Raw genomic sequence first — 19,751 nt, 5'->3', positions numbered from 1 at the left:
GACGGGGTTCATTCTAGTTGAAGGAGCATTACCAATTATTGGACGATGAATAAGAATGTTACAACTGTTAGCCTTAGTAGTAGAGAAACGGCACACTAACTTTTGGAGGTCATAAAATGAATAAACTTAAAAAACTAGTGATTGCAACCGGAATGATTCTATCATTGTCAGCATTTACTTTAAATGGAACAACTGAAGCGGCAACAACAACTCATAAAGTGCAACCGGGTGAAACCTATTGGAAAATTGCCACCAACTTTGGCATTCCTGTAAATAGCTTAATGGAGGCAAACCATGCAACTAGCAGTTCCCTTAATGCAGGTCAAAATCTAGTAATCCCAAATTCTACTGTTACAGCAGCAGAAAAAGATTTAATGGCACGTCTCGTTCATGCCGAGGCAGTGGGCGAACCATATGCGGGGAAAGTTGCTGTGGCAACGGTCATTTTAAACCGAGTTGCGAGTTCTGAATTCCCGAATTCGATCAGTGGAGTTATCAATCAAATTGCCAACGGTCATTATGCATTTACGCCAGTAGAAAATGGTCAGATCAATCAACCAGCTGATGCAGCATCAAAGCAGGCAGTGAATGAAGCGTTAGCGTTCAAAGGACAAGGCAATGGCTCATTATTTTTCTATAATCCAAAAACATCTTCCAGCCAGTGGATCACTTCCCGTGAAGTAACCGTCACAATCGGTAACCACCGTTTTGCAAGATAAGTATTCATTATATCTTTTCAAAAAGGGAAACTTTTATACAGCAAAAGCAGTGAATTCCTAAAACTGGAATTTCACTGCTTTTTTGTCGTTATGGAGCTGTATTTGAAGCGAGCGCTTCCTTCTTGATCTTTAATGCGGCAAGACTGGCAAAATCATGGATGATGGTTGCCGCAAGCAATGTTGTAATCTGGGTGGGATCGTATGGAGGCAGGACCTCAACTAAGTCATAGCCGATAAAATGAAAATCCGATAAGGAACGAATGATTTGTAAGGTTTCAAAGCTGTTCAACCCACCGACTTCAAGTGTCCCGGTTCCAGGAGCACAAGATGGATCGACAAAATCAATATCAAAACTAAGGAAGCAAGGAGTATCCCCAATCTTTTCCTTCATCTCTTTGATCACACTTGCTGCGCCGCGTTCCTTTAATTCCGGGGTGGTAATCACGTGGTAGCCTAAATCGGTACTAGCATCGATATCCCCCGGATGGTTGAGCGTCCCGCGAATTCCCACTTGGAACACCTTATCAGGAATCAGTAAATTTTCCTCGTATGCACGGATGAAGGGTGATCCGTGCCAATACTTTTCGTCATAATACGTATCCCATGTATCGGTGTGGGAATCAAAGTGAATTAAGGCAACAGGCCCATGGACCTTTGCAGCCGCACGGAGATTGGCCAATGTTACCGAATGGTCACCACCAATACCAATCGGAACGATTCCCTGCTTCATCAGTTCATGCATGGCTTTTTCGATGACCTCATAGCTTCGGTGGATATTATGCGGGATGACTGAAACATCGCCAATATCGATCGCGTTGCATTCATCAAAAGGATATACCTTGTGAATGGGATGATAAGGGAATAAAGTCATCGATGCCTGACGAATCGCTTGTGGTGCAAACCGAGCCCCAACACGGAATGATGCGGCAGTATCGAAGGGCATCCCGACAATCGCTAATTTTGCATTTTCTCTACTTGATGGTAACCGCATAAAGGTACCTGTTGTGCAGAATTCCGGCTTTACATCTGGTGATAATGGATAGTGCATGATAGCATTCCCCCTGTTTGTCTTTTTCTTAAAAATTATGATGCAAGTTTTATGCCAGCAGAATAAATATATGGACTCAAGGCGTGAGTGGTCATCATTATTTATTTCAGAATAAAATATGCGCGGCTGAATAATTCAACGCTGGAATAAACCACATCTGTATAGATTTTTACTTGGAAACCATTTGGCACGAAATTTGCAAAATACATTCGTGTATTTTAAAAAACCAAGGGGAACGGACAAAGGGGTTATTCATTTTTGAAAGCGTTTTAAAATAGGGAGGAATGATAAGTGGAGAATGGTGTAAAGCTGAAAAGGTCGTTAAAGTTATGGCAAGTCGTCATCATGGGGTTAGCCTATATGACTCCAATGGTGGTGTTTGATACCTTTGGAATTGTTTCAGGAGTAACGAAAGGCCATGTACCAACTGCATATATCATTGCACTGATTGGGATGCTCTTTACGGCTGCGAGCTATGGGAAACTCGTAAAGGTGTTTCCGCAGGCAGGGTCAGCTTATACGTATACACAAAAAGCCATCAACGGGCACCTGGGTTTTCTAGTTGGCTGGTCGTCATTACTGGATTATTTATTTTTACCAATGGTAAATGCGTTATTAACAAAATTATAATTACATGCCTTGTTTCCGTCTGTTCCGGATTTTATCTGGGTACTGGTGTTTGTCGGAATTGTTACCTTTTTAAACTTAAGAAGTGTAAATATCCTGGCAAATTTCAATACATTCTTCGTACTAGTTCAAGTTCTCATCATGATTGTCTTTATCATCCTTGTGATTAAAGGACTGCACGCAGGTGAAGGGACAGGTACTGTTTTTAGTTTACAGCCGTTTTTTATTGAAGGTATGAACATCCCGATCCTCATTACGGGTGCAACGATTCTTTGCTTTTCGTTCCTTGGCTTTGATGCGGTTACGACCCTTTCCGAAGAAACACCGAATCCGGAAAAAACAATTCCGAAAGCGATTATGCTAACAGCGTTATGGGGCGGAATTATTTTTATCGGCACATCCTTTTTTATTCAGCTATTTTTCCCTGATATTTCAAGGTTTAAAGAACCAGATGCAGCACTGCCAGAAATTGCCCTTTATGTCGGCGGCAAGCTGTTTCAGTCGATTTTCTTATGTACAACTTTTGTGAACACCCTTGCCTCTGGACTTGCTTCCCACGCAAGTGTATCGCGGCTCTTGTATGTAATGGGGCGTGACAAAGTATTCCCGGAAAAATGGTTCGGTTATGTCCATCCAAAATGGAGAACCCCTGCTATCAATGTAGCCATTGTTGGCGTGATCTCCTTATCCGCATGGTTTTTTGACTTAGTGACAGCCACTTCCTTAATTAATTTTGGGGCATTAATGGCCTTTACGTTTGTTAATTTGTCCGTCATTAGTCATTTTGCCATTCGTCACAAAATGCACCGTACTCCAAAAGGATTTTTCAATTATGTCGTCATGCCGCTGATTGGAGCAGGGACGGTTGGGATTCTTTGGATTAATCTCGAGACTAGCTCCTTGATGATGGGACTCACATGGTTTGGAATCGGTTTTGCCTATTTGCTCTACCTCACAAAAGCATTTCGGGCAGCACCGCCGCAGTTTAAAGCGGAGGAAGCACAAATATAGTTTTTGAAAAAGTAGGGGAATCAAATTCCGCTGCTTTTTTTGAATCGAGAGTTTATGCAATTCTGGTTAGCTTATGCATATTTTCATAAAAGTAACTTCTTAAAAGGTTGACTAAGAAGTAGTGATAACGGGCTTCGAGGAAATAAATATAAATTGGTATGAAAATTGCAACTATTTAAAATAGTTGGATTTTACTTTAAGATAAGAGGGGGAATTCCTGTAAAAATAGAAGCATTCATAAATAATCAATGAAATGTAAGTGCTTTCAATTGGAGCTGATAAACGAAAATAGTGACTAAAGGAGAGTTGAGTAAATTGGAGAATACTACTCTTAAGCGTTCACTTGGACTCTGGGCAATTGTTATGCTGGGTTTAGGGTATATGACACCAACGATTGTGTTTGATACATTTGGGATCGTGTCTAAAGAAACAAATGGTGTGGTACCGCTAGCGTATCTGGCGGCATTAGTCGTGATGTTGTTCACGGCGATTAGTTATGGAAAAATGGTACAGGTATTTCCGAGCGCAGGATCTGCCTACACCTATACAAGGGAAACGATGAGCCCTCATCTAGGCTTCCTTGTCGGCTGGGCAGCGCTGCTGGATTACATTTTACTTCCGATGGTAAACGCTCTAATTATTCGTATTTATATGGTATCGGTATTTCCAGCTGTTCCGGCATGGATTTGGGTCGTCGGTTATGTCGCCGTCGTCACGGCTATTAATGCCTGGAGTATGGGGAAAACCTCCAGTTTAAATTCACTGCTTGTTATTTTTGAAGTGGTCTTAATTGCGGCTTTTATTGTTCTTGCCTTCCTCCAGCTTTCTAAAGGGATGGGCCAAGGAACGATTTTTACAACAGAACCGATTTTCCATTCCAACGTACATCTTGGCGCCATTTTAACAGGGGCAACAGTGGTTTGTTTCTCGTTTATTGGTTTTGATGCTGTTACGATGTACGCGGAGGAAGCCATTGATAGTAAAATAATGCCAAAGGCGATTATGTTGACAGTCTTTATTGGCGGCGCGATCTTCTTCGTATGCAGCTATTTTGCCCAAGCCTTATTTCCGGATATTTCGGGCTTTAAGGTAACTGATGATACGTTACCGGAAATTGGCATGTTTGTCGGCGGTACCCTCTTTAAACTGATTTTCCTATCTGGTGCGTTTGCCGCAACAGTGGCCTCGGGACTTGCTTCCCATGCAAGTGTGTCACGGCTTTTGTACGTGATGGGCCGGAACGGTGTCCTTCCGAAGAAGACTTTCGGTTATGTTCACCCCAAATTTCGGACACCGGTTTTTAATGTCGTCCTTGTTGGGGTAGTATCCCTCCTTGCTATCGCACCAAGCCTTGAGCTAATTTCATCGTTTATTAATTTTGGCGCGCTAATTGCGTTTACATTTGTTAACCTATCCGTTATCGCTCATTTCGTTTTTCGCTTAAAAAGGTACAAAACAGGAAAGGATATATTCTCCTACCTTGTAATGCCAATTCTTGGTGCTGGCTTAACAGGAATCTTGTGGTATAACCTCCAAGCAGATGCTCTTATCGGGGGGATCGTGTGGATTGTCATTGGTGTCGTTTATATGATTTTCCAAACCAGATTCTTTACGATTAAAATTGCCGATTTAAATATTGATGACGCGGAGAGAACTTCTTCACTATAGATAGAGAAAGTTACCTGAGCCAGGCTACTCGCCTGGCTTTTTGTATGACTTAATCAGGAATACATCGTTTGTATGCAGAAATGAATAGTTCAATCATTTTTTCATAACGCTGATATTCATTATTAATAAATTCCATCATAAAAACCTGCCTCTATTAGTATTTCAACAGTTGGCACGGAAATTGCTACTAGCAATAATAACAATACAAAATGAGGTGTTAAGAATGGCTGTCGAATCGCTAAACGTGAATACGAAAGAAAAGGAAAAGGATAATTCGCTTGTTGAGTTTCAGGAGACGCTGAAGGAAGCTGTTACCATTCTAAACTATCCCCCGCAGGTGTATGACTTTTTGAAAAAGCCAATGAGGTTTTTAGAGGTAAGTATCCCAATAAGGATGGATAACGGAAAAACGCAGATTTTTCAAGGTTACCGTGCCCAGCATAACGATGCCTCAGGGCCGACAAAAGGCGGAATTCGCTTCCATCCGGATGTCACAGCTGAAGAGGTAAAGGCATTGGCGGGCTGGATGAGCCTAAAGTGCGGGATTACCGATCTGCCTTACGGCGGTGCAAAAGGCGGTATTGTCTGTGACCCCCGAAATATGAGCTTAGATGAATTAGAACGGTTAAGCAGGGGTTATGTGAGAGCGGTAAGTCAGCTTGTCGGCCCGACAAAAGATATCCCGGCGCCCGATATGTATACAAACTCGCAAATCATGGCCTGGATGCTTGATGAATATGACCATATCCGTGAATTTGATTCACCGGGTTTCATCACAGGAAAACCAATTGCACTTGGCGGGTCGAAGGGCAGGGAAACGGCTACATCAAAAGGCGTCCTTTATACACTGCAAATGGTATGTGAAATGAAGAAAATGGAGCTAAAGGACACCCGCATCATCGTTCAAGGTTTTGGCAATGTCGGTAGTTATTTGGCCGAGTATTTGTATGATTTAGGGGCAAAAGTGATTGGAATTAGTGATGTGCTTGGCGGTTTATACGATGAAAACGGCCTAGATATTCCCCACCTCTTGGAAAGCAGGGACTCCTTTGGCATTGTTTCGAATCGTTTTAAAAGCTCCATTAGCAACCAAGAATTATTGGAAAAAGAATGTGATGTCCTTATTCCGGCAGCGATCTCAGGCGTTATCAATAAACAAAACGCCAGCCGGCTTTCCTGCCAGATTGTTATTGAAGCAGCTAACGGGCCAACAACAAAGGATGCGTTAAACATTCTTGATGAACGTGAAATTCTTGTTGTCCCAGATATCCTTGCCAACTCCGGCGGCGTGATTGTCTCCTATTTTGAATGGTGCCAGAACAACCAAGGTTATTACTGGACGGAAGAAGTAGTGGATGAACGGCTTAAGGAAAAAATGACTACCAGCTTTTTAAATGTCCATAACACCGCGAAGAAGTTTGGGGTCAATATGAAAATTGCCGCTTATATCGAAGGCATTCAAAAATTAGCTGAAGCTTCGAGGTTGCGAGGATGGTTAAGATATTAAAATTTTAAGGAGGAACTAGGAATGAAGCTTGAAATCTTGACGGAAGAAAAGGAAAATCAGCTCTTGCATTATTTCTGCCTTATTTCGAATAACCACCGTTATGATTTAACGATTGGCTACTCCAATCATTTTTTCGGAAAAGCGATGGTGACATCGATACAGTCTGGGAAAATGGTGTTACTTTGCCAAGAGGATACGGATGCAGATGATCATTGGGCGGAACGATTAGGAATTGAAATAGAGGATATCCCGGAATTTCAAGAGTTTTTTCGCTCCGTTTTACAGACTCGTCCGTTTCAGGAGCAATATTAAAAAGGGGTGATCACGATGTATTTCGGTGTAGTGCTTAGCCCGTGTTACGGGCAGGTTGAGAGGATCTCAGTTACGAGTGAATCCAGATTTTATGAATGGGAGTCATTGTTTGCCATCAAAACGCTGGACGGCAAACTGGAACAAATTCAAACAAGTGTTAGCGGGGAGGTTGAATCACTAGAAGTTCAGGAGGGTGATGATGTTATTCCCGGAATGGTCCTGGCCTATATTAAGGAAGATTTATTTGTCACCGGAAGTGATTAAGATGTGGGGGCCACTCCTCACATCTTCTTTTTGCGGAATACTATTTTAAAAATTCTGAACGAAGTGGTAGTATTAGAGTGACCAGGTTGTAAGGGGGAAGGTACGATGTTTTCCGTGGCAAAAGAAAAAGTGAAGCCGATTATTTCAGTGGCAATTGAGGAAAGTAATGAACGATTTCAAGCAACCTTAAGTAACCTTAAAGAACCCTTTTTATTTTTAAAAAAAGAAAATCTCTTATATGCATATGTAGTCATAGGGAAACTAGAAAAAGAGGCCTTATCGGTAGAACTCCTGCTTGAACATGCCAAACCGCTTGAAAGTATCTGTCATTTAAGCGGTCATATTTCCTTGCCCGTCTTGTTTCAAATTATCGGTGAACCCTTTGCGCTTATTAAGGGGGATGATGGTAATCCTTCGGGTTACATTCGAAGAGAAGATGTGCTGGCAGAACTATTTAAACAGGAAAATAAAAGCGTCGACTTGCTTAAGATTATGCTGACTTCCATTCCGATGGGGATTTTTATTTTAGATAAAGAAAAACGCATTATTAACTGCAATGAGGCCGGCTTAAAAATGATTAAATCGAATGCGGAGAAGGTGTTGAATCTACCGGCTGAAAATATTTTTAGCAGCTCTCATATTAACAAGGTATTTGCAACCGGAAAGACGTTGCTCAACCATCTTGAAATCACCAATGAAATGGGCGTTCTCGTCGACTATAGTCCGATCTTGAACTACGATAACGAGGTGGACGGGATTATCATCGTTGTTCAAGATTTGCCGATGGTTGAGGAAATGGCAATGGAAATAGAATATATTAAAGATTTGAATAAAGATTTAAACGCCATTCTTTCAAGCATATATGATGAAATTCTTGTGGTGAATGCCAAAGGGGAATTGATCAGATTCAGCGAAAACATCATTCAAGATTTTTGGAATGTGGATTTAAAAGAGCTAATTGGAAAAAACATTCTTGAATTGGAAGACCGCGGTCTCTTCACTCCATCTGTCACAAGGCTCGTCATCGAGAAAAAGAAAAAGGTTTCCGTTGTCCAAGAAACGCATAATGGCAGAAAAATTCTCGCTGTCGGTAATCCTGTTTTTAATGAAAACAATGAACTTGACCGGATTATTATTGCCTCTCGCGACATTACCGAAACCACAAGGCTGAAAAGCGAACTGCAGGAAATGCGGAAAATATCGGAACAATATCGGAAAGAATTAGATGATTTTAAAAGTAAAGATCGCTTTTTGAAAAAATTAATTTATTGCAGTCCCAAAATGGAAAAGATCATGAACCAAGTAAAGAAAATTGCCGACTTTTCATCGACTGTCCTGCTTCACGGGGAATCTGGGGTCGGAAAAGAGGTAATAGCCCAAGCGATTCACCAATTAGGGAGGCGTTCACAAAAACCATTTTTGAAATTAAACTGCGGGGCTATTCCGGAGAATTTGCTTGAGAGTGAACTGTTTGGCTATACAAAGGGTGCTTTCACAGGTGCTGATAAAAATGGAAAAGACGGTTATTTCAAACAGGCCGATGGTGGTATTCTGTTTCTTGATGAAATCGGCGAAATGCCTGTCCACTTGCAGGTGAAACTGCTGCGCGTCCTGCAGGAACAGGAGTTTATTCCTGTTGGTAGTACAACGTCGATGAAGGTAAATGTGCAAATTATTGCAGCCACAAATAAAAATTTAGCGAAAATGGTGGAGGAAGGAAAATTCCGAGAGGATTTATATTATCGGCTGAATGTCATTCCTATTCATATTCCGGCATTAAGGGAGCGGACGGAGGACATTTCTCTCTTGGCTTTCCATTTCCTTCAGCAGTTGAATGAAAGATACGACCGTAATTATCATCTAACACCGGATGCTATTAATGTACTCGAGTTTTATCCATGGCCGGGTAACGTACGGGAACTGCAAAACATTATTGAAAGATTGGTCGTAACTGCTGACCATCCGGCCATTGATGCCGAGTTCGTCAGCCAATTTTTATCATTAGGCTATGAACATAAAAAAATGAAACCTGTGATCACACGTGTGATTCCCCTTCAGGACGCCATTGATCATGTCGAAGAGCAGCTAATCATCATGGCAATGAACCAATACAAAACGACCACGAAAGCGGCAAAAGCACTTGGAATAAGTCAGTCCTCCGTCAGCCGGAAATATCAAAAAATATTGGCGGAAAAAAATATTAAACTTGAAAACTTATCCACATTATAAAAAATGATTCAGATTTTTATCTGGATCATTTTTTTATGCAATTGGAAATAAGGTTATGCAAAAATGAATAGCTTTTTTTCAAAAGATGCTATGTTGCTAGCATTAAGTGTTGGCACGCTTCTTGCAATATAAATTAGTGAGGGTGAACAAAGGAGGAATAAAAATGGTCGAAGTTAAAAACCGTGTGGTCAACCTAAAGATGTTTATTGATGGTGAGTGGAAAGATGCTGAAAATCAACAAACACGCCCAGTGCTAAATCCCGCAAATGGGGAAGTGATTTCCTATGCCCCCGAAGGAACGGTCGCAGATGCCCGCGAAGCCATTTTTGCGGCACGTAAAGCGTTTGAAGAAGGAGTTTGGTCTGGTATTTCCGCTCAGGAAAGAGCGTCCTATTTATTAAAAATTGCGGACAAAATGGATGAACATTCTGCCGAGTTAACTGAACTTGAAACGATGGATAACGGGAAGCCATTAAGGGAAGCAGGCTTTGATGTGGCGGATGCAGCGGCATGCTTCCGCTATTATGCAGGACTGATTACAGCCCCTGATGGCCAGACCTACCATGTTGCCGATCCCATGCAGGCCATGGTCGTCCGCGAGCCCGTCGGCGTTTGCGGGTTAATTGTTCCTTGGAACTATCCGCTGTTAATGAGTGTTTGGAAAATCGCCCCGGCACTTGCAGCAGGGAATACGATTGTGTATAAACCATCAGAAGTAACACCTATTACACCGAAAAAGCTGTTTGAAATTTTTGAAGAGGTTGGTTTACCAAAAGGCGTCGCCAATATGGTGATGGGTGCCGGTCCTGTGGTCGGAAATGAAATCGCTTCCCATCCAGAAGTCGATATGGTTTCATTTACCGGGGGAACGAAGACAGGTAAGCATATCATGAAAACGGCTGCTGATACGATGAAAAAGGTCTCGCTCGAATTAGGCGGCAAATCACCCAATATTATTTTTGCTGATGCCGATTTTGAAACAGCTGTTGATTATGCATTATTTGGAATCTACGCCGGTTCGGGTCAAGTATGTTCAGCAGGGTCAAGAATTCTTGTTGAAGAATGCATTTACGATCAATTTGTTGAACGGTTTGTTGAACGGGCGAAGAAAATTCAGGTAGGGCCTGGTCAAGATTCATCCACGGAGATGGGGCCGCTTGTCAGCGAACAGCATTTGGAAAAAGTCCTTCATTATATTGAGCTTGGCAAACAGGAAGGCGCGACGCTTGCTTGCGGCGGAAATCGAATCGTTCGAGATGGGTTAGAAAAGGGCTACTTTGTTGAACCAACCGTCTTCGTTAATGTGAAGCAAGAGATGAAAATTGTACAAGAGGAAATCTTTGGACCGGTTGTCGTCATCCAGAAGTTTAAGGATGAGGCAGAAGCTCTGAAGCTAGCAAATGGGACTGTTTATGGACTGGCCGGTGCCGTTTTTACAAAAGATGGTGCCAAAGGGCTTCGGGTAGTTAAAAAACTGCGCGCCGGGATTACTTGGGTGAATTCCTATCATCCTACTTATAACGAAGCACCATGGGGTGGCTATAAACAAAGCGGGATTGGCCGCAGCCTAGGAACATTTGGCCTTGATGAATTCCAGGAAATTAAACAGATAAACATTAATTTGCAAGTCGAACCAGTTGGCTGGTTTTCAAACTAATATATTTGGAGGATGAGAAAATGAGTATCGATATAAATAATAGGCAAAATCAACAAGTAAGTGAATATATTAATAAGGTGCTAGATTTAATAGAAAAAGAGGAAATTAACGAAACGGAAGCGGCATGGATAACGAAGGAAACGGTAGATGGTTTCCGCGAACATGTAAATCCGGGATTCTTGGAATATCGCAAAACCGTTACAGAAGGCGGCCAGTTTGCGGTAGTCGAATGGTCGGATAATGGTTCCTGTTTTAAGGATGTAAATGGAAAAGAGTATATTGACTGTCTTGGTGGTTTCGGAATTTATAATGTCGGACACCGCAATCCAAAGGTCGTTAAAGCGGTAACCGATCAGTTAAAACGTCAGGCACTTCATAGCCAAGACTTGCTTGATCCGCTCCGGGCGATGCTGGCAAAAATACTTGCCGACATCACACCTGGCGATTTGAAGTATGCTTTTTTTACAAACAGCGGAACGGAAAGTGTTGAGGCAGCTCTTAAACTGGCGAAAATGTACAGTGAGAGGACTACATTTATTTCGACTACTCGTGCCTTTCATGGAAAAAGCTTAGGATCTTTGTCCGGAACGGCAAAAGGAATGTTCCGTAAACCATTCCTGCCATTAATCCCAGGGTTCCGCCATGTGCCATTTGGCGATATCGACATGATGCGGAAAACGTTTGAGGTATGTGCAACAGTTGGTGAAGATGTGGCAGCCGTTATTTTAGAACCGATTCAAGGGGAAGGCGGAATCATCCTGCCACCAGAGGGGTATCTAAAACAAGTGCGCGAGCTTTGCGACCAATACGGCTCCTTGTTAATTTTCGATGAGGTTCAGACAGGCATGGGACGAACGGGGAAAATGTTCGCTGCTGAATTATATGATGTGGTACCGGATATTATCTGTCTTGCGAAGGCGTTTGGCGGCGGAGTGATGCCTGCGGGGGCCATTGTCGCCCGTGAAGACGTATTTAAGAGCTGGTTCCCGAATCCATTTATGCATACGACAACTTTTGGTGGGAATCCACTGGCATGTGCCGCGGCAATTGCCACGATTGGTGTTTTATTAGAAGAGAATCTACCGGAAAGAGCCGGGGAAGTGGGCGCGTATTTCCTAGAAGAATTGAAGAAGGCTTCAAAAGGACATGAAGATAAAGTTCAAGAAATCCGCGGTCAGGGCTTGATGATTGGTATCGAATTCCACGAGGATGAAATTGGCTATGACGTATCAAAAGGAATGTTTGACCATGGTGTCTTAGTGGCAGGTACATTGATCAACTCGAAAACCATCCGTATCGAACCAGCGCTGACGATTTCGTATGAAGAGGTGGATAAGGTTGTCAGCACTTTTAAAGATGTATTGGGGCATGTGAACGCATAGTTATATTTTAAATGATAAAAAGAGTTATTTTAAATAAGGGGGGGGCACGGAAGTGGAAAAGAAGTATGTAAAGCTCCAAACAGAGATACCCGGACCAAAATCGAGGGAAATAGTGGAGCGTAGAAATAAATTTGTCCCAAAAGGAATCAGCAATAACTGCCAATCTTTTGTAAAAAAAGCGCAGGGAGCAGTGGTCGAAGATGTGGATGGTAATCATTATCTTGATTTTGCTGGTGCTATTGGAACGTTAAACGTTGGTCACTCCCATCCAAGAGTGGTTCGAGCTCTCCAAGAACAGGCAAGCCAGTTTATCCACACAGGCTTTAATGTGATGATGTATGAATCATATATTACTTTAGCTGAGAGGCTTTGTGGGCTTGCCCCTGGTGACTTCGATAAGCAGGCTGCTTTTTTTAACAGTGGTGCGGAAGCGGTTGAAAACGCCGTAAAAATGGCAAGAAAATACACGGGCCGCCAAGGGATTGTCTCATTTACAAGGGGATTCCATGGCAGAACGCTCATGACTATGACCATGACAAGTAAAGTCAAGCCGTATAAATTTGGCTTCGGACCATTCGCTCCGGAGGTATACAAGGCGCCATATCCGTATGTGTATCGTCGCCCAGATGGAATGAGTGAGCAGCAATACAGCGAAATGATCATCGAGCAATTCGAACAATTCCTTCTTGCGGAAGTTGCACCTGAGACAATTGCAGCAGTCGTGATGGAACCTGTTCAAGGAGAAGGCGGATTTATCGTACCTGACAAAGCCTTTGTTAAGCGTGTAAGAGAAATCTGCACACACTATGGAATTCTCTTCGTCGCCGATGAAATCCAAACGGGCTTTGCTCGGACAGGGAAGCATTTTGCCATTGATCACTTTGATGTGGTCCCTGATTTACTGACCATTTCCAAATCAATGGGGGCTGGTGTCCCCATTAGCGGCGTCATTGGTCGAGCGGAAATTATGAATGCGGCAGCGGTTGGTGAAATTGGCGGAACCTATTCCGGAAGCCCACTTGGCTGCCGAGCGGCGATCACGGTTTTAGATATCATTGAAAGTGAAAACCTAAATGAACGAGCTGAAAAGATCGGCGAGCGAGTACTTGAAAAAATGCAGCTTCTTGCAGACCGTTTTGAGGGCATTGGCGATGTGCGGGGCCTTGGGGCAATGTGCGCGATGGAAATCGTCAAGGACAGACAATCGAAAACCCCTGATAAAGAAGCGGTTGGAAAAATTGTAAAGGCAGCATGCGAACGTGGTCTCATGTTATTAAGCGCCGGGATATACAGCAATGTCATCCGTCTCCTGATGCCATTAACCATCACAGATGACCAGCTTGAGGAAGGATTGGAAATTCTTGAGGAAGCAATGGAAGCCGTTTATTTACAAGATCCGGCATTATCGGTTGGGGGGGAATAAAAATGGATGTCATCAAGCAAAATTATCAAATCTATCCGATGTATCTAAATGGCGAATGGGTTGGCAGTGATTATGAGGTCCTTACAGAAATCGTCAATCCAGCGACAAAAGAAGTGATTGGTGCCGTGCCAACGGGTGGTGCCTATGAAGCCAAGCAGGCAGTCGATGCTGCCCATAAAGCCTTCAAACTCTGGTCGAAAAAGACGGCGGAAGAGCGCTATCATCTTTTGATGAAATGGTATTTTTTAATAGAAGAAAATAAGCATGAAATTGCTCGGATCATGACGATTGAGCAAGGAAAACCATTAAAAGAGGCACTTGGTGAGGTTCAGTACGCAAACGGATTTATCTCTTGGTATGCTGAGGAAGGGAAACGGGTTTACGGGGAAACCATTCCAGCTTCCCATCCGAATAAAAGAATATTAGTTCGGAAGGAACCTGTGGGTGTCATTGCGGCGATTACCCCGTGGAATTTTCCGGCAGCGATGATTACGAGAAAAATAGCTCCGGCACTTGCAGCCGGTTGTACGTCCGTCGTAAAACCGGCGAACCAAACACCGCTGACGGCATTAAAAATGGTTGAACTTGCCCATGAGGCGGGGATTCCTGCTGGGGTTATTAATGTAATTACCGGACGTTCCTCTGAAATTGGCGAGGTTTGGCTGAAGGATTCCCGCGTGACGAAAATAACGTTTACAGGTTCAACGGAGGTCGGCAAAACGTTAATGCGTGGCGCTGCTGAAAATGTTAAAAAGGTATCATTGGAGCTTGGCGGAAATGCTCCGTTTATTGTGATGGATGATGCAAACTTAGCAAAAGCGGCTGTCGGACTTGTCCAATCGAAGTTCCGTAATGCTGGTCAGACGTGTATTTGTACGAATCGTGTGTATGTGCAGGAAAGTGTTGCCGATGAATTCATTAAGCTTTTTCAAGCGGAATTAGAAAAGCTAAAGGTGGGTAACGGTCTTGAGGAAGGTACGGATATCGGACCGTTAATCGATAAAGCAGCTTATAAAAAAGTTGACGGACTTGTCAAGGATGCGCTGAAGAAGGGTGGAAAGGTCACATATAGCGGACTTAAACCGGCAGCTGAAAATGGCTACTTCTATGCCCCGACTATTTTGACCGATATTCACGATGAGATGGAATGCATGAAGGATGAAATCTTTGGTCCGCTCGCACCAATTTCAACCTTCAAAACGGAAGAGGAAGCCATCGAACGGGCCAATAATTCCTGTTACGGCTTGGCGGCCTATGTCTATACGGACAATTTAAGCCGCTCTTTCAGAATCACCGAACAGCTGGAGTACGGAATTATTGGCTTAAATGATGCCCTGCCGTCAGTCGTTCAGGCTCCATTCGGCGGCTATAAAGAGAGCGGTCTTGGCCGTGAAGGCGGACATTATGGAATCGAAGAGTTTTTAGAAGTAAAGTATATATCCATTGGGTTGGATATGTAAATAGGAGCTCTGAACCGAACAAATGTGAACTTGGCGGGATTAATTGTGAATTCGGCGGGATTATGACCAAAGTTGGCGGAATTAATCCAAATATCCGCGGAATTAATTCGGATTTCGGCGGAATAATCGGGAAAATTGGCGGGATCACTCAAATCTTTCTGCGGTAAAAAATAGCATGTTTAAAAAAGTAGCTGCCTAATTCGCTTCATCCTCCATCCAGAGGAGAAACCACGAATAAAAGCCAGTGAAACCATCAATGCCATATTTGTCATTGATAGTTTCTGCTGGCTTTTTTCCAATCATGACGAAGGATAATCGATATTTTCATAGAATCCATATGAGAAAGGGGGGTGCTCAAGTGACAGGGCCGCTCCATGGAATAAAGGTAATTGATTTATCACGCGTACTAGCTGGACCCTATTGCACGATGATTTTAGGAGATATGGGGGCAGAGGTCATAAAAATTGAAAGCGTCGATTCCGGGGATGAAACACGTGGCTGGGGGCCGCCATTTGTGGAAGGAGAGAGCGCCTATTACCTATGTGCCAACCGAAATAAACAGGGGATCACCCTAAATTTGAAATCACAGCAAGGTAAGGGGATATTTCGAAAACTTATAAAGGATGCCGATGTCGTCGTACAAAATTTTAAGCCGGGAACACTTGAAAGGTTGGGCATTGGCTACCAGGAAATGAAAAGAGAAAACGAGGGAATTATTTTAGCATCGATTAGTGGCTTTGGATCCACTGAGGGACCTTACTCCCACCTACCAGGCTATGATTATATTATTCAGGCCATGTCGGGTTTAATGAGCATTACCGGTGAAAAAGAGGGACAGCCTGCAAAGGTTGGAGTTGCGATCGCAGATGTACTTACCGGACTATTTACATGTATCGGTATTTTGGGAGCTATCCAGCATCGCAATAGAACGGGTGAGGGGCAAGAAGTGGACATCTCTTTATTTGATTCGCAACTGGCTGCTCTAGTGAATGTTGCCAGTAATTATTTATGCTCCGGCAATATCCCGGAGCGGCTTGGGAATGCCCACCCGAATATTGTCCCATACCAGGTGTTTGCTGCAAGCGATGGTGATTTTATCATCGCGGTAGGAAATGACCGGCAATATCAAAAACTTGCTATTCTCCTTGATGAACCATCACTTTTACAATATGAAAAGAACTCTGCCAGGCTGCACTTTAAAGCTGAAATTGAAAAAATAATTGCAGCCAAAATAATAACGAAATCAAGAACAGAATGGAAACAATTGCTCGATGAGGCGGGAATCCCTAATGGCCCCATTAACAATGTGAAAGAAGCGTTGGATTCCGAGCAGGCACATGCAAGGGAAATGATTGTCAATGTAAAGCATCCTGTGATTCAGGATTTAAAGCTTGTCGGTTCACCGTTAAAATTTTCAAACTCTCCGGTCACGATCGATAAACATCCGCCCATGCACGGGGAACACACCGAAGAGGTTTTACTAAAACATGGCTACTCGAAGCAGGAAATTATCCAAATGAAACAACAAACTATTATTTGAGGGGGAACAAGAAATGAATTTTTCACAATCAGAAGAACAAAAGAGTGTAAGAAAGGTAGTCAGAGCCTTCGTTGACCGTGAAATTATGCCCTATATTAAGGAGTGGGATGAGAAAGGGCATTTTGCAACCAATATTCTAGAACGTTTAGCGGAGCTACAGCTCATGGGGGTATGCATCCCTGAGGAGTATGGCGGCGTTGGGATGGATTACAACACACTTGCGATAGTCTGCGAGGAGCTCGAACGAGGAGACACCGCTTTCCGCACCGCTGTCTCTGTTCATACCGGATTAAACAGTATGACGCTATTGCAGTGGGGAACAGAGGAGCAGAAGCAAAAATATCTTGTTCCGCAAGCTAAGGGTGAAAAGGTAGGTGCCTTTGGACTTACGGAACCGAATGCCGGATCGGATGTAGCGGCAATGGAGACGACGGTGGTAAAGGACGGGAACTACTATATTTTAAATGGATCGAAAACATGGATTTCTCTCTGTGATGTGGCTGATCATTTCTTGATTTTTGCCAAAACAGACCCGAAGGCAGGTCACCATGGTATTTCCTGCTTTATTGTCGAACGCACATTTGCCGGGTTCTCCTCAAAGGCGATTAAGGGGAAGCTTGGTATCCGCGCCGGAAATACGGGTGAGATCTTTTTTGATAATGTCAGAGTGCCCGCAGAAAACTTGTTAGGATATGTTGGGGAGGGCTTTAAAATTGCGATGTCTGCCCTGGATAATGGCCGTTTCACGGTAGCGGCAGGCGCTTGCGGTACGATTATGGCCTCGCTTGAAGCAAGTGTTAAATATTGTGAAGAACGGAAAACTTTTGGTAAAGAAATCGGCAGGCACCAGCTCGTTCAGCAAATGATTGCGAAAATGTCGGCAAACCTTGAGATTTCCCGATTACTCGTTTTTAAAGCCGGCTGGTTAAAAAATAACGGCAAGCGCAATACACAGGAAACATCGTTGGCAAAATGGGTTTCTTGTGATGCTGCCTATGAGGCAGCCAACGATGCTGTCCAAATTCATGGTGCTTACGGGTTCTCAAATGAATTCCCGGTCGAGCGGTATTTACGAAATGCTAAGGCCCCAGTTATTTATGAGGGCACAAGAGAAATTCATACGATTATGCAGGGGGAATACGCACTCGGATACCGCGAGGATAAACCGTTACGGAAAATGCTTCCTGCATGGCCGTTTGAAGAAAGCTTAATAAAAGGATAGGTGTGCGCACATGTCAGGATTGAAAACCTATTTCCTCGCAGGCCACTCCCGTTTGCCGCAGGGGATGGCTGCCCAAAGTGTGTATGATTTACTTACCATTACTGTTGAAGTGGATAAAAAATACGGGGTTATCATTGAATCCTCCTGTACGCTGGCTACCGATCATGGTCGAGCCTACGTTCAGCAAATTTTAAAAGGGCACAGTTTGCTGGACGGGATAGACGATATTATCGCTGCACTAAGGGAAGGCTACCGCGGAAAGGCAGTAAATGCGCTAATTGCTGCCGTTAATGATTTATACGGGCAATATGAAAATCAAGAACACTGAAAAAAGCCTTGCAGTTGGAAATATCCAACGTGCAAGGCTTTTTTATGAATGTCAAACAAAATATATACTTCAAATTCTTAGTGTTGCTGTGTTACGATAAAGTATAAAAGAGTTATGGAAAGAAGGGTTGGAGAGTTGATTAAAACTATTTTGTTTGACGTTGATGGAGTCTTATTAAGCGAAGAGCATTATTTTGATGCCTCTGCTTTAACGGTTTGGGAGATGCTGTACAGTTGCAGTTACTTAGCATTGGCACCTGGGAAATTTAGAACAAACTATAGTGAAGCGGAAATTCAAACAATAAGAGAAGAAATTTTTCAGGACGACAAAGTCCTCAAATTTATGAAATCCCGTGGTCTGAACGCCAACTGGGACATGATCTATTTATCATTCAGCCACCAACTCATCCACCTATTGTCACAAATCAAAGAAAATGAATTTGAAAATATTACCAAATGGTGTCAGGCACCATTGGATCGTGAAACGTTGCTGGAGATTGGCAGGGTGTTAAGTAATTATCATGTTGAACTAGATTTTGGTTTGTTTTTGGAAGATTTTGCGCGATCTGATGCTATGAGGCAGGATTTGCTTAGTTACTTGAATGTGCTGGCGAAGGAAAAGCTTGGGGTGGATACGACTATTTTCAATAAAGGAGTACTTTGGGCGATTTGCGAGCATGTTTCCCAGGAATGGTATGTGGGTGATGAACATGTCCTTGCTTCCACCGGAAGACCATCTGTGCAAACCGGCAAAAAGGGGTTCCTGGAAAATGAAACAACCTTAGCACCCCAGGATGACATATCAAACTTGTTTCAATATCTTACCAAGTCGGGATTCACGATCGGAATCGGAACAGGCCGGCCAGCTTTAGAAACGATTCAACCTTTTAAGCATTTGGAATGGTTAAAGCATTTTGATGAGAATCGAATTGTGACGGCGGATGACGTGCTGACAGCGGAAAAGGAGCTTCCAGAATGGAGATCTTTATCGAAACCGCATCCGTATACATACGTAATGGGGATTAGAGGTAGAGACACGTCTATACGAGAATGCTTAGAAACGGCGCTGCCAATAGAAAACGGTGGAGAGGTACTTGTGGTTGGGGACTCGTTAGCAGACCTCCTCGCTGCGAGACAATTAGGCTGTCAGTTTGCGGCGGTCTTAACAGGGCTATCCGGAAAAGCCGCACGAAGTGAATTTGAACAGCATGAGGCAGATTATATACTTGATTCAGTTTTAGAGCTAAAGAGTATTCTTTAACCTCCAATGAACGAATCAAAAAAACTAACATCAATCATATAAAAATGAGCGAAAAAAGGGGCTGCGCCACTAAATTGCGCAAGCCCTCTTTCAT

The 19,751-nt window shown here is 43.2% G+C and carries 15 protein-coding genes and 1 pseudogene; 15 read left to right on the top strand and 1 reads right to left on the bottom strand.

Features of this window, described 5'->3' with window-relative positions; genetic code table 11:
- Positions 1-116: 116 nt before the first annotated feature.
- Entirely contained in the window at positions 117-719 is a 603-nt protein-coding gene (locus G6554_RS12135; RefSeq protein WP_166242147.1) for a cell wall hydrolase, read from the top strand.
- 88 nt (positions 720-807) lie between these two features.
- On the opposite strand, the gene speB is transcribed toward G6554_RS12135, so the two are convergent.
- Complete coding sequence (gene speB / locus G6554_RS12130) at positions 808-1,767, bottom strand: agmatinase (RefSeq protein ID WP_166242146.1); 960 nt, start codon at positions 1,765-1,767, stop codon at positions 808-810.
- A gap of 291 nt (positions 1,768-2,058) precedes the next feature.
- Here speB and G6554_RS12125 point away from each other — a divergent pair.
- The 14 genes and pseudogenes from G6554_RS12125 to G6554_RS12060 all read left to right on the top strand — a co-directional run bounded on the left by G6554_RS12125 (position 2,059) and on the right by G6554_RS12060 (position 19,657).
- Positions 2,059-3,405, top strand: a pseudogene (locus G6554_RS12125) (APC family permease).
- A 315-nt stretch (positions 3,406-3,720) separates the two neighbouring features.
- On the top strand, positions 3,721-5,073 hold the full coding sequence (locus tag G6554_RS12120; protein ID WP_166242144.1) for an APC family permease: 1,353 nt from the start codon (positions 3,721-3,723) through the stop codon (positions 5,071-5,073).
- A 223-nt stretch (positions 5,074-5,296) separates the two neighbouring features.
- Entirely contained in the window at positions 5,297-6,580 is a 1,284-nt protein-coding gene (locus G6554_RS12115; protein ID WP_166242141.1) for a Glu/Leu/Phe/Val family dehydrogenase, read from the top strand.
- Positions 6,581-6,601: 21 nt separating this feature from the next.
- On the top strand, positions 6,602-6,892 hold the full coding sequence (locus tag G6554_RS12110; RefSeq protein WP_166242139.1) for an SAV0927 family protein: 291 nt from the start codon (positions 6,602-6,604) through the stop codon (positions 6,890-6,892).
- Between the two features lie 15 nt (positions 6,893-6,907).
- Positions 6,908-7,156 carry a biotin/lipoyl attachment domain-containing protein gene (locus G6554_RS12105; protein WP_166242137.1) on the top strand — a complete coding sequence of 83 codons (249 nt, stop codon included), beginning with the start codon at positions 6,908-6,910 and terminating at the stop codon, positions 7,154-7,156.
- 105 nt (positions 7,157-7,261) lie between these two features.
- Positions 7,262-9,385 (top strand): sigma 54-interacting transcriptional regulator, encoded by a 2,124-nt coding sequence (locus G6554_RS12100; RefSeq protein ID WP_166242135.1) that lies wholly within the window; start codon positions 7,262-7,264, stop codon positions 9,383-9,385.
- 184 nt (positions 9,386-9,569) lie between these two features.
- Positions 9,570-11,042, top strand: a complete 1,473-nt coding sequence (locus G6554_RS12095) for an aldehyde dehydrogenase family protein (RefSeq protein ID WP_166242217.1) — start codon at positions 9,570-9,572, stop codon at positions 11,040-11,042.
- Positions 11,043-11,062: 20 nt separating this feature from the next.
- The gene (locus tag G6554_RS12090; RefSeq protein WP_166242133.1) at positions 11,063-12,424 is read left to right on the top strand and encodes a putrescine aminotransferase; all 1,362 of its coding nucleotides are present in this window, start codon (positions 11,063-11,065) and stop codon (positions 12,422-12,424) included.
- 52 nt (positions 12,425-12,476) lie between these two features.
- On the top strand, positions 12,477-13,847 hold the full coding sequence (gene gabT / locus G6554_RS12085; protein WP_166242131.1) for a 4-aminobutyrate--2-oxoglutarate transaminase: 1,371 nt from the start codon (positions 12,477-12,479) through the stop codon (positions 13,845-13,847).
- A gap of 38 nt (positions 13,848-13,885) precedes the next feature.
- On the top strand, positions 13,886-15,307 hold the full coding sequence (locus tag G6554_RS12080) for an NAD-dependent succinate-semialdehyde dehydrogenase (RefSeq protein ID WP_166242214.1): 1,422 nt from the start codon (positions 13,886-13,888) through the stop codon (positions 15,305-15,307).
- Between the two features lie 358 nt (positions 15,308-15,665).
- The gene (locus tag G6554_RS12075) at positions 15,666-16,847 is read left to right on the top strand and encodes a CoA transferase (protein ID WP_166242129.1); all 1,182 of its coding nucleotides are present in this window, start codon (positions 15,666-15,668) and stop codon (positions 16,845-16,847) included.
- Between the two features lie 13 nt (positions 16,848-16,860).
- Positions 16,861-18,069, top strand: coding sequence for an acyl-CoA dehydrogenase family protein (locus G6554_RS12070; protein WP_166242127.1), 1,209 nt, complete (start codon positions 16,861-16,863; stop codon positions 18,067-18,069).
- A 19-nt stretch (positions 18,070-18,088) separates the two neighbouring features.
- Entirely contained in the window at positions 18,089-18,397 is a 309-nt protein-coding gene (locus G6554_RS12065; RefSeq protein ID WP_166242212.1) for a DUF3870 domain-containing protein, read from the top strand.
- A 135-nt stretch (positions 18,398-18,532) separates the two neighbouring features.
- Positions 18,533-19,657 carry an HAD family hydrolase gene (locus G6554_RS12060; protein ID WP_166242125.1) on the top strand — a complete coding sequence of 375 codons (1,125 nt, stop codon included), beginning with the start codon at positions 18,533-18,535 and terminating at the stop codon, positions 19,655-19,657.
- The last annotated feature ends 94 nt before the right edge of the window (positions 19,658-19,751 follow it).

The organism is Bacillus sp. MM2020_4 (genome assembly GCF_011250555.1).
GTDB lineage: Bacteria > Bacillota > Bacilli > Bacillales > Cytobacillaceae > Neobacillus.
This window is presented reverse-complemented; position numbering and strand designations above follow the sequence as displayed.

Coding starts and splice junctions, on each gene's coding strand:
- G6554_RS12135 (WP_166242147.1), top strand. CDS start 117: ATGAATAAACTTAAAAAACTAGTGATTGCAACCGGAATGATTCTATCA.
- G6554_RS12090 (WP_166242133.1), top strand. CDS start 11,063: ATGAGTATCGATATAAATAATAGGCAAAATCAACAAGTAAGTGAATAT.
- G6554_RS12080 (WP_166242214.1), top strand. CDS start 13,886: ATGTATCTAAATGGCGAATGGGTTGGCAGTGATTATGAGGTCCTTACA.
- G6554_RS12070 (WP_166242127.1), top strand. CDS start 16,861: ATGAATTTTTCACAATCAGAAGAACAAAAGAGTGTAAGAAAGGTAGTC.
- G6554_RS12115 (WP_166242141.1), top strand. CDS start 5,297: ATGGCTGTCGAATCGCTAAACGTGAATACGAAAGAAAAGGAAAAGGAT.
- speB (WP_166242146.1), bottom strand. CDS start 1,767: ATGCACTATCCATTATCACCAGATGTAAAGCCGGAATTCTGCACAACA.
- G6554_RS12100 (WP_166242135.1), top strand. CDS start 7,262: ATGTTTTCCGTGGCAAAAGAAAAAGTGAAGCCGATTATTTCAGTGGCA.
- G6554_RS12110 (WP_166242139.1), top strand. CDS start 6,602: ATGAAGCTTGAAATCTTGACGGAAGAAAAGGAAAATCAGCTCTTGCAT.
- G6554_RS12105 (WP_166242137.1), top strand. CDS start 6,908: ATGTATTTCGGTGTAGTGCTTAGCCCGTGTTACGGGCAGGTTGAGAGG.